Source organism: Nostoc sp. DSM 114167, assembly GCF_052692655.1.
Genome location: NZ_CP195116.1, coordinates 2,913,138 through 2,924,509, shown reverse-complemented (window position 1 = coordinate 2,924,509; position 11,372 = coordinate 2,913,138). Strand labels below are relative to the sequence as shown.

Sequence of the window (11,372 nt, the reverse complement as noted above, 5' to 3'; positions counted from 1 at the left end):
GCACTCTTGTGGGAAAAGGTTTTGGTTAAAGGGGAAGGGTTAAATACAAAACCTTTACCCTTTACCCCTTCCCCCTTTCCCGACTCTGCAAGAAGTCTATTAAGTAAGGGAAACACCCTCAAGGTATGGGCAAAGTTGCTCGGATGCTAATGGCTACTCCATTGACAACAGTGCAAAGGTGGTGGAGAAAAACCTTTTCTGCACCAACAACAGATGAAATCATTACTCTTTACAGAGTTTGGCGTAACCGTTTTTTGTGGCAAAGATTACGTTTATGGTTATGGCTGGCGCTGATCTGTCTGTTGTCTTTTACTTTGCGAGACATTTACGGCCTGTTTTTTCCTTTTGCAGAGTTGCAGCCGCTCCCAGAAGTACTTAGAACTCAACGCCTGGTAATTAATGTTGCAATGCTTGCAACTATAATTATTTGCCTTGCTTTACATAAAACTAAATTAGGTCGTCATCGTCCAGATTTATTATTTTTGGGGTCTTCTTGGTCACTTAGTTTAGCGTCGCAGTTGTTTGCAACCATCAGAGGTTTCGCACTACCCGATACCATCGGCTGGTCGCTGTTGTTCTTGAGCCAAGCTGTGTTGATGCCTGTTTGCTGGATTCTTCACTTGCTGACTCAAGTAAGTGTGCTGATTTACTATTTTGGTGTGAATACAGTACTTGGGCTAAAAACATCAATCCCCGACCATCCAGGAATATATAATGTAACGTTCATTTTATATATCTTCTGGTTTTGTACTATATGTGACATCGGTGTTTATCTGTACGATCGCCTGCAACGTTCGGAATTTTTCGCCCGCCAAGAACTAGAATCTGCCTACCAAAAACTCAAGGTTGCCGAAGCTAAATATCGCAGCATTTTTGAAAACGCCGTTGAAGGAATTTTTCAAAGCAGTCCCGATGGACATTATATTACGGCAAATCCTGCTTTAGCGAGGATTTATGGCTACTCCTTAGTAGACGAGGTGACAGCAAATTTCACTGATATTGAACAATTATACGTTGACCCGAACCGCCGAGCAGAATTTGTGCGCCTGATGGAAAAGTATGGCAGCGTTTCCGATTTCGAGTCCCAAATTTATCGTCAAGACGGGAGTATTGTCTGGATTTCCGAAAAAGCCTACGAAGTTCGTGACGAAAAGGGAAAACTGCTTTACTACGAAGGTTTGATTGAAGACATTACCCAGCGCAAGCAAACTGAAGAAGAACTACGAGTATTTTTCCATGCAGTTTCCCACGACTTACGCAACCCAGTGCTGGGTACTTTAATGGTGTTGAAGAATTTGCTTGCCCGTTCAGAGGAAAATATTGCGATTTCCCGCTCAATTTTAGAGCGGATGATTCAAAGTAGCGATCGCCAACTGAACTTAATTAATTCGTTGATGGAAACTCATATCAGTGAAATGCAAGGTGTTGTTTTACAACTTCAAGCCGTACAATTACTGACAGTTGTCGAAGCTGCGATCGCTGATTTAGAGCCATTAATAGCACAAAACCAAGCCAAGCTGACAAATCTGGTGGCCGCAGATTTGCCATTAGTGAATGCCGATCCCACGCAACTATGGCGAGTTTTTTCTAATTTAATCGTCAATGCTTTGAAACATAATCCCCCAGAATTGCTTTTGACAATCAATGCTACCCATCAGGATGGCATGATTTATTGTACTGTTAGTGATAACGGCGTGGGAATTAGTCAACAACAAAGCGATCGGCTTTTTGACCTTTACTTTCGGGGTACAGGCATCGGCAATTCTGTAAGTTTGGGATTAGGATTGTATCTGTGTAAGCAAATCATCCATGCTCACGGCGGCGAAATTGGCGTAAACAGTGCATTGAATGCAGGGGCAACATTTTGGTTTACCTTACCAATTAGTAGCCCACAGGATGAAGTTGCTAATTAAACCTTTTTGTTAACGAGAAGAAAGCAAAGGAAGAAAAGAAGTAATTTTGTGACGAAAGAGAAGAGGTACAATTCTAATTTTTATCATTCATCAGCTTCACAAATAACTTACCTAATGCAGAGATACGAACACTGTTATGAACTAGATCATATTTATGAAGATTTTTTCAACAGGTGTGACAAAAGTTTTTCAATTTTTGTAAGCATTTATATCTAGCAGTTAGGTTTGCATAAATATTATCGAATTTGTGATTAGTCAGGAAAAAATAAACGGATAGAACAACAAAATCCGGGTAAAAGTGGCGATGTGATTTCATCATCGCCTAACAAAGTAGCAACTAAAACCAACTGTGCTTTTTCTCGCCGATAAACTTCGACTTGTTTAGTAAACCGATCGACAATCCAATACTCACGCACGCCTTGAACTGAATAAAGTTTCAGTTTTGCTTCTTTGTCTCGAAGTTCGTTTTGTTTACCTGGGGATAAAACCTCTATTACTAACTCTGGTGCGCCTGTCAAATGTCCCGCTTCATCTTCAATTTGTGCCAGTCGTTCTCGACTTACCCAAACTACATCCGGTATAACGCTATCTGCTTGCGAAAAAATCACTCCTGGAGCCACAATTGTTTCCCCTAAACCACTCGAATCTGACCAAACATCGAGTTGTCGGAATATTTTGCCACAAACTTGTTGATGACGGCGGTGAGGTGTGCGAGCCACAAAGAGTTCTCCATTAATAATTTCATAGCGCGTCCACTCGTTTTCGGGTAGAACCTCTAAATCGTGAATTGTCCAGCGTACTCCCTCAATGGCTTGGTTCATGATTGTCCCCGTTTGGCTCGTTGCCTTTGTTGAATTTTATCTTTTCTTCTGGCAAGGCAGATATTGTATTTAAATTAGAACCATAATGAAAAGCAAAAGTTCAGGCTAAACTCTGTATGCTGACATTTACCCAACTTAAACCACCTAATTACGATGCTGCGGTTACTTTTACTCTGGCGCTAACAGCAGAAGAACGCACCCGCAGCCGTCATCGCTTTGAAACGGCAGATGGTAAGGTTGTGTTTTTACATTTACCCAGAGGAACTGTTTTACACGATGGCGATATTCTACAAGAAGAAACCCATAGCAGTTTAATCAGAATTACTGCCAAACCAGAACTAGTAATAACTGCTTTTGCCCAAACATCACTTTTGTTATTACGGGCAGCATACCATCTAGGAAATCGCCATGTACCAGTAGAAATTACTCCAACTTATTTACGCTTATCTTCAGATTCAGTTTTACGCACTATGTTGGAACAATTGGGGTTAGAAGTTAAAGAGGAAATTTTACCATTTCAGCCAGAATTAGGAGCTTATGGACAACACCATCATGCTCACTGATAGTCATCTTTTGAGTATTTTACAGTTGGCTAGCCCCGCTTTACCTGTAGGAGCATATAGTTATTCTGAAGGTTTGGAAATGCTGGTAGAAAATGGTACGATCGCTAACCACACACATCTCAAAGATTGGTTAAAAGCAGAGTTGCTCTACGGGGCAATTCGGTTAGAGGCGGCGGTGATGGTACGATCGCAGCAAGCTGTAAAAATAGGTGATATTGAGTCGCTACGCCGTTGGAATTTGTGGCTATCGGCTGCTAGGGAAACAGAAGAATTACGCGCCTCTAGTTGGCAGATGGGGCGATCGCTGATCCAATTACTTGGTAAACTAGAATCGCAGATTATGCCTATTACCTATGCTGTAGGTAATCCTTGCAATTATGCGATCGCTTTTGGTATTGCCGTTGCCCATTGGCAAATCAGCATCCAAGCCGCATTACTCGCATATCTGCACAGTTGGGCAAGTAATTTGATTACTGCTGGCGTGAAACTGATCCCCCTTGGGCAAACAACAGGACAGCAGTTATTGCTAGATTTGCAACCACTACTCAGTGCTGCGGCATTAGAAATTCTCGCGTTGGATGACGATCGACTCGCCTGCTGTAGTTGGGGTTTGTCGCTGGCAAGTATGCAGCATGAAACGCAGTATACAAGGTTGTTTAGGAGTTAGTCATTTGTCATTGGTCATTGGTCAAAAACTAATTCCCAATAACCATGTCCCAAGCAACAGTGACTAAGAAAAAATGACAAATGACAAAGGACAAATAAAAATGAATGCATTTCGAGTAGGGGTTGCAGGACCAGTGGGTTCGGGGAAGACGGCTTTAGTTGATGCTTTATGTAAGGGATTGCGCGAGCAGTATCAAGTTGCGGTGGTGACGAATGATATTTATACTCAAGAGGATGCTCAGTTTTTAGTGCGTTCTCAGGCGTTGGCTAGCGATCGCATTTTGGGTGTAGAGACTGGTGGTTGTCCTCACACTGCTATTCGCGAAGATGCTTCGATGAATTTGGCGGCAATTGAACAATTAGAAGAACGTTTTCTCGATTTGGATTTGGTATTTTTGGAAAGTGGCGGCGATAATTTGGCTGCTACTTTTAGTCCAGAATTGGTGGATTTAACAATTTACGTCATCGATGTTGCAGCTGGTGATAAAATTCCCCGCAAGGGTGGCCCTGGTATTACCAAGTCTGATTTATTGGTGATTAACAAAACCGATCTAGCACCTTATGTTGGTGCAGATTTAAGTGTGATGGAACGAGATGCTAAAAAAATGCGCGGCGATAAACCTTTTATTTTTACTAATTTAAAAACTCACTCTGGACTTGCAGATGTAATTAACTTTGTTTGCACCAATATCTGTTGAAAATGAATTCAGATTCAGGAGTCAAGCCCATTTTGACTCCTGACTTTTGAATTCTGTTTCTATAAAGCCTTCTGATGACGACTTCGCACCCGTTCAGCACTACCGGTAGGAATCGCAGCAATTAATTTTTGCGTGTATTCCTCTTTAGGTTCTTGGTAAATGCTTTCGGCTGTCCCTTCTTCAACAATTTTTCCGCGATTCATGACTAAAATGCGATCGCTCATAAATTTCACTACACTTAAATCGTGAGAAATAAAGATATAAGTAAGCTGAAAGTCTGACTGTAATTCTTTGAGAAGATTTAATACCTGCGCCTGTACTGAAACATCTAGCGCTGAAACTGACTCATCGCAGATGATAAACTTAGGATTTAACGCCAAAGAACGAGCTATGCAAATCCGTTGGCGTTGACCGCCAGAAAACTGATGAGGATAGCGGTTAATCGCATCTGCACTCAACCCCACCCGTTCTAAAAGTTCGACTACTCGCACTCGTCGTTGTTGTTTTGTCTTCCCAACAGCGTGAATTAACAAAGGTTCCATTATCGCGTCCCCAACCTTCATCCGGGGATCGAGGGAACTAAAAGGATTTTGGAAGACTATTTGCATTTCCCGTCGCAGTTTTTGCAACCGTTCTCCTTTGAGGCTAGTAATATCTTGTTTCTCAAAGATAATCTGACCACTCATCGGTTCAATTAAGCGCAGCAAGGTTCTGCCAAGGGTCGTTTTACCGCAACCAGATTCTCCCACCAAACCTAGTGTTTCTCCTGGTTTAACATCAAAAGAAACGCCATTAACTGCCATATTATAACTTTTTATACTACCGAACACCCCACGCACTGGAAAACTAACTTTCAGGTTGCGGATTTGCAGCAGGGGTTCTTTCTCATTAAAGTTTGCCAATCTTGCAGCAATCTCTTCTTTGGTAACTTCTGTGGGTTGTGCGGGTTCTTTCGGCTGAATTACTACTTGTCCCGTTGGCGTCTCTTCTGCACTCATGTAGTCGGAAACAGTGAGTAATTTTTGGGGACGGCGGTTGAGTGTGGGGCGACAAGCTATCAAACCTTTAGTATATGGATGCTTGGGACTACTGAAAATTTGCCCAGAAGTACCAGATTCGACAACTTTACCTCTATACATCACCGCTACTTGGTCAGCAATTTCTGAAATTAGCCCCAAATCGTGGGTAATGAAAATCATTGCCATGTCACGGCTTTGCTGCAATTCTCGCATTAACTCCAAAATAGTCGCTTGCACCGTCACATCCAAAGCTGTGGTTGGTTCATCGGCGATTAAGATTAATGGGTTGCAAGAAATTGCCATTGCAATCATCACCCGTTGCAACTGACCTCCAGAAAGTTCATGAGGATAGCGTTCCAGCATGGCTTCTTTGTGTTCTTTAACCAACTGTGCCAACTTTGGCCCATCTGGTTTAGATAATTTGGCGTTGGTTTGATGCCAAGTTTCGATATACTGCTGTTGGATCTCCTCATCGCTAGGTAGAAGTTTAACCTCTTGCAGACCTGCGATCGCAATTTGTCGTGCTTGGGCTGCTGACACATTTTGATGCCGCATAATCGCTTCTGTTAGCTGAAACCCGATGTTATAAACCGGATTAAGCGAACTCATCGGTTCTTGAAAAATCATGGCGATGTCGCCACCTCGGTGTAACTGCATTTGCTCAGGAGGCAATGTTACCAAATCGATGGGGTTGCCATTTTCCTGCGGACGAAACCAGATTTCACCGCCACTCACTATGCCAGGAGTTTGCAACAAACCCATCACAGCTAAGGCTGTCACTGATTTACCACTTCCCGATTCTCCTACTATTCCTAGAGTCTCACCTCGATGCAGCGCAAAGGAAATACCATCCAAAGCTTTGACAGTGTTGCCATCACCGGGAAATTCAACTTGGAGATTGTGAACCTCTAGGACAGTTTCTCTCATAGGAGTTGGGTATGAATCTTAACTTAAAATTATTTGGATTTTAACAAGAGTTTTGATGTATGTGTCGATAAATTTGGTTTTTACACTCTTTGGCAGTTTTTCTGAGATTGCGTACTTCCACAATATACATGCATTTGCGATATAGAACTGCTTGTGATTTCTGCAAATTGCGATCGGCTTATGGCTTATGGTATCCTCTCTTTTCAGAGTTCCAGTCTTTACATAACACCATTAACCACAGAAAGTTGCCACCACGAACAAAACAGCCAAAAGAGCAAATCCGTAAATTGGTTAAGGAGCGATCGCCAGTTTGCAATACTGAGTTATGCTTTTGCAGTGCTTGTTCTCGTTTTTCGGATTTGACATCTCCAGTGAGCATTGCCATAGAACAGCAGTATTATATAAATAGTCATTACTTTTATCTTGCACCACCATCTTAGTGCCAAAATCAAAGTCTAAAAACATGATTATTGTATAGGGTGGGCAATGCCCACTCTACCTGATCAAGAATAGTGCAAGATGTCAGTTATTCTAACTAATTCTCGGAGTCGGACTTGTTGGGCTTAGTGGAGTCGGAACGCCCACCTAACAAACCGAAAATAGCTCCAGTTCCCATCAGCCAAGTGTTTTGTGTGGTTTCGAGCATTCCTTTTTGGGGTTTAGTAGGCGTGGGTTGGCTGGCAAGCCAGAGAGATGTACCACCTGACAGGAGAGTAATACCAACAACTGTTAGAAAGATAAGCTTGAAGCTAGTAGGTTTCATAATTACAATTACTTCGTTAAACTTTGACTATCTTCAGTTTCCTACTCAGATGTCCGTTACTCTGACTGAGGTTGTCTGCGTATCTGTCCGACTTTGCAACTGAGTTTGTATTTCGTGTCTGACTTGTGAAAGATATTTTAGAATGAGCAATGATGACAACAAGAAGCATATAAATATACGGATAAGTCTAATGAATCGAGGAACACTCAGGGCTTCTGAAGTAGGAATCGACAGGGCAAAAGCAGCATTGATCCGGGAGTGTTTAACCCAGAAGGCACTGGCTGAAGATATTGGTATTGCTAGATCAACTGTTAGCAAATTCTTTAAGGGAGAAACTATTGATCGCTCCAAATTTATTGATGATATTTGCCGCAGACTAGACTTGGACTGGAATGAGATCGTTCAGCGACCAGAAAATATCGATCCCGATCAGACTAAACTACAGCCTTCTTACAACAATCGTGATAAAAATTCTGACATTGATGATTTAGTTACAAAAGTCAGAAGGAAGAGACGAAGTAGCGTCCAAAAGTTGTACGGCACTATGCGCGTGCTGGACATGGATCAACCCATTGGGTTAGAAGAGGTATATACAAATGTTAATATTCTTGAAAGAATTATTAGCCGTCGCCGTCTAGGTCTTTCGGACTTGCAACAGAATTGTAATCAAGTTAATTTTGATCGATTTGGTCTTGGAAGGATATCTGAAAAACGGGTAATTGGCACTAAAGCTGTAGAAAAATATTCAAAATTAGTAGTTTTAGGTAAGCCAGGAGCAGGTAAAACAACTTTTTTGAAATATTTAATAATTCGATGCAATTTAGGTGATTTTCAAGCTGATAAAGTTCCTATTTTTATTACTTTAAAAGATTTTGCTGAAACGGATCAACTATCAGTAAAAATTGGTGCTAAAAATTCTAAAGAATACCCAAGTTTATTGGATTATATTTTTTTACAATTTGCTAAACATAATGTTACCCCCGTTCAAGTAGAAAACATATTAACCCAAGGTAGAGGATTGATATTACTTGATGGATTAGATGAAGTTAGAGAGGAAGATTCTAGTAGAATTATCAAACAGATTAAAGATTTTTCTGAGCAATTCAATACTAATTGGTTTGTTATAACTTGTCGTATTGGAGCAAAAGAGTATGTATTTGAACATTTTACAGAAGTAGAAGTTGCAGATTTTGACATCAATCAAATATGTACTTTTGCAAAAAAATGGTTCCAAATTAAAGATGTAATTAAAGTTGATAAGTTTATTCAAAAAGTGAAAGGAAATGAACCAATACAGGAATTAGCAACTAGTCCTCTATTGCTGACATTACTATGTTTAGTTTTTGGGGAAAAAGCAGATTTCCCTTCTAATCGTTCAGAACTTTATAAAGAGGGTTTAGATATTCTTTTGAAAAAATGGGATGCAAAACGTAATATTGAACGGGATAAAATATATGAGCAATTATCCTTGCAGCGTAAAGAAGACCTACTCAGCCAAATTGCAAGGCTCACTTTTGAGAGAGGTGACTATTTCTTTAAACAAAAAGAACTAGAACAATATATTGCTGATTATATTCAGAATTTGCCCGAAGCAAAACTTGATCCAGAAGCTCTTAGACTAGATAGCGAAGCAATACTAAAATCCATTGAAGCTCAACATGGATTGTTAACTGAACGCGCACGCGGAATTTACTCGTTTTCCCATTTAACATTTCATGAGTATTTCACCGCACGAGAGATAGTTTTTGGGTTAGAACCTTTAGAAAAAGCTTTAAAGGATTTAAGTAGCCATTTCATCGAACCTCGTTGGCGTGAAGTTTTTTTGTTAACTGTAGGGATGCTTCGTAATGCAGATTATTTGTTGAGTTTAATGAAACGAAATATTGATAGTCTTATAGAGAATGATAAAGATTTACAAAACTTTTTAAACTGGATAAGCCAAAAGTCTCATAAAGTAGGTTCTTTCTATAAACCATCCGCTGTTCGAGCCTTTTATCTCGCATTTGATCTTGCGCGTGCATTGTCTCTTGAACGAGTAACTAATCAAATTATAAATTTTGCTAAACAGCTTGCTACAGACTTAATTTTTGAAGAAACAATAACAATTAGCCTTGAGAATCTTCGAGAACTTATTGTAGAACTAGATTTTGATTTTGGTTCTACTATTAATCCAGATCGAACACTTGCCTTTGCAATCGATAATGATCTCACTATTAACAGAAATGGGGAACTTGTCCTTCAAGAATCTAATGAAATTAATGATTTGGATACTTTGACTTCTATTGAGGCAGTTGAAGATGAATTGAGTTTACTTCAAGAGATTAATTTAAGTATTTCAGAAATCGAGGCTGAAACTACTGAATATATGGCTGATATAGAAGAACTTGAAGCAAAACGTGCAATTATAAAAAAACAAGTTAAAGATATTGAAAAAGAACAATTAAAAGCCGAAGAAAATGAAATTGATGAAATTAAAGATGCATTAGAAGAAATTAATGATGAACTTGAAGCAATAAATGAGGAGATAGATTCTTACAAAGAAGGGATTGAGGAATTAATGGGGCAGTTACAATTTTCACTAGATGAAGCCAATATTGATATAGAACAAATTGAAGATGAAATAATTTTTGAAAAGATACACTCAGAACTTGGATTGAAGATCCAAACTCTTGATCAGCGGCTTAGTGAACTCAGAAAACAAGAATCTCAACAGGAGTTCGGTTCTAACTTATCTCTTAATAGTTTACTGTCTAACTTATTATTAGAGGTTAAAGTACAATTGCCCGATCCAGGTATTTTTGGAATATCGTTTGAAAGCTGGTGGTTGGAGAACGGAGCAGATTGGGCTGAAAAATTAAGAAATCGGATATGTAAATTAATAATTGATTTCCGTAACTTGGGGTATGATTGGCAATTTAATAATCAACAAATGAAACTATTAAATCAATATTATGATGGTAATAAGTTATTAGTCGATTGTCTTAATAGCGATTGTTATATGAGTCGCCAAATTCGTGAGGAAATAGAGGGAACCTTATTACTGCCTATTGCTGAAATTGAGCAAAGTCGCTCTTATAAAAAAGTTTAGTTTATAAATGATAAATGTAAACATAGGAAATTTTAAATGATTTATAATATACTTATGTCTGATTTTAGACTTAAATAAAATATACAATCCAAAATCAAAAATTCTCAGTTTAAGTTAACTTAAATAACCTGTTAATACTAAGAATTCTTGGCAGTAAATCCTTAACCCCAGCCCCTCTCTTGATAGACATCTCCAAATCCAGCATCATAGTCAATGCCTTATCTAATAGCGATCGCTAATCGCTGTTTCTGGCCTCTAAAAATATTTGCCGCCGCTCGCTGTGCCACATTATATTTTTGCCAAAATTGACCAAATGTAAGAAGCTGAGGTTTTGGATTTAGAGATTAAAATAGAGTTAGCAAAGGTCGAATTTACTTGATTAGAAAGTTTTATGATGAATTTACAAGAAATTATTAATTCTATTGAAAGTTTGCCCACAGAAGATCGAGAGTATTTATTTGAGTTTCTTCGCCAGCAACGAATTGAGAATCGGCGGGTTGAAATTTTGGCTAATGCTCAGGAAGTAATGCAGGCTTTTAAGGATGGGACAGCTCATAGGGGAAGCGTTGATGATTTGATCGCTGATTTACTCGGAGATGATGATGGAAGTTGTCTGGAGTAGTGGGTTTAAGCGCTCTTTTAGGAAGATTACAAAGAAAAACCCGCAATTAAAGAATCAAATTGTTAATGTATTAAGACTTTTGGCAGATGATCCATTTACACCGTCTTTAAAGTCTCATAAGTTAACAGGAAATTTAGCGGGGTTGTGGTCTTGTTCTGTTGCTTATGATTGTAGAATTATCTTTAATTTCTCTGAGGATGAAAAGTTGTTATAAATGGTTATTCTATTGATTGATATTGGCAGCCATGATGAAGTTTATTAAATTGTAAAATAAAGGCTGAAGCTTGGGATT

General features: G+C 39.2%; 11 protein-coding genes. 7 read left to right on the top strand and 4 right to left on the bottom strand.

The window, feature by feature from the left end:
- The first annotated feature begins 125 nt into the window (after positions 1 to 125).
- Positions 126 to 1,913, top strand: a complete 1,788-nt coding sequence (locus tag NSTC731_RS12505; RefSeq protein ID WP_445631082.1) for a PAS domain-containing sensor histidine kinase — start codon at positions 126 to 128, stop codon at positions 1,911 to 1,913.
- 251 nt (positions 1,914 to 2,164) lie between these two features.
- On the opposite strand, the gene NSTC731_RS12500 is transcribed toward NSTC731_RS12505, so the two are convergent.
- Positions 2,165 to 2,734, bottom strand: a complete 570-nt coding sequence (locus NSTC731_RS12500) for a Uma2 family endonuclease (RefSeq protein ID WP_445631081.1) — start codon at positions 2,732 to 2,734, stop codon at positions 2,165 to 2,167.
- A gap of 116 nt (positions 2,735 to 2,850) precedes the next feature.
- Here NSTC731_RS12500 and ureE point away from each other — a divergent pair, with 116 nt between their 5' ends.
- The 3 genes from ureE to ureG all read left to right on the top strand — a co-directional run bounded on the left by ureE (position 2,851) and on the right by ureG (position 4,661).
- On the top strand, positions 2,851 to 3,297 hold the full coding sequence (gene ureE / locus NSTC731_RS12495) for an urease accessory protein UreE (RefSeq protein ID WP_445631080.1): 447 nt from the start codon (positions 2,851 to 2,853) through the stop codon (positions 3,295 to 3,297).
- Positions 3,272 to 3,964, top strand: coding sequence for an urease accessory protein UreF (locus tag NSTC731_RS12490; protein WP_445631079.1), 693 nt, complete (start codon positions 3,272 to 3,274; stop codon positions 3,962 to 3,964). The genes ureE and NSTC731_RS12490 overlap by 26 nt, the downstream gene beginning before the upstream one ends.
- Positions 3,965 to 4,064: 100 nt before the next feature.
- A complete protein-coding gene (ureG, locus tag NSTC731_RS12485; protein WP_322713846.1) occupies positions 4,065 to 4,661 on the top strand; it encodes an urease accessory protein UreG in 597 nt (198 codons plus the stop codon).
- A gap of 59 nt (positions 4,662 to 4,720) precedes the next feature.
- Here the strand turns inward: ureG and NSTC731_RS12480 are convergent, their stop codons facing one another.
- From NSTC731_RS12480 to NSTC731_RS12470, 3 genes are all read right to left on the bottom strand, one after another.
- Positions 4,721 to 6,607, bottom strand: coding sequence for an ABC transporter ATP-binding protein (locus tag NSTC731_RS12480; RefSeq protein ID WP_445631078.1), 1,887 nt, complete (start codon positions 6,605 to 6,607; stop codon positions 4,721 to 4,723).
- Between the two features lie 178 nt (positions 6,608 to 6,785).
- Positions 6,786 to 6,992, bottom strand: coding sequence for a hypothetical protein (locus NSTC731_RS12475; protein ID WP_445631077.1), 207 nt, complete (start codon positions 6,990 to 6,992; stop codon positions 6,786 to 6,788).
- 150 nt (positions 6,993 to 7,142) lie between these two features.
- Positions 7,143 to 7,370, bottom strand: coding sequence for a hypothetical protein (locus NSTC731_RS12470; RefSeq protein ID WP_445631076.1), 228 nt, complete (start codon positions 7,368 to 7,370; stop codon positions 7,143 to 7,145).
- A gap of 190 nt (positions 7,371 to 7,560) precedes the next feature.
- Here NSTC731_RS12470 and NSTC731_RS12465 point away from each other — a divergent pair, with 190 nt between their 5' ends.
- From NSTC731_RS12465 to NSTC731_RS12455, 3 genes are all read left to right on the top strand, one after another.
- Positions 7,561 to 10,458: an NACHT C-terminal helical domain 2-containing protein gene (locus tag NSTC731_RS12465; RefSeq protein ID WP_445631075.1), complete on the top strand. Its 2,898-nt coding sequence runs from the start codon at positions 7,561 to 7,563 to the stop codon at positions 10,456 to 10,458.
- A gap of 391 nt (positions 10,459 to 10,849) precedes the next feature.
- Entirely contained in the window at positions 10,850 to 11,080 is a 231-nt protein-coding gene (locus NSTC731_RS12460) for a hypothetical protein (protein WP_445631074.1), read from the top strand.
- A complete protein-coding gene (locus NSTC731_RS12455) occupies positions 11,055 to 11,294 on the top strand; it encodes a type II toxin-antitoxin system RelE/ParE family toxin (RefSeq protein ID WP_445631073.1) in 240 nt (79 codons plus the stop codon). The genes NSTC731_RS12460 and NSTC731_RS12455 overlap by 26 nt, the downstream gene beginning before the upstream one ends.
- Positions 11,295 to 11,372 lie beyond the last annotated feature (78 nt).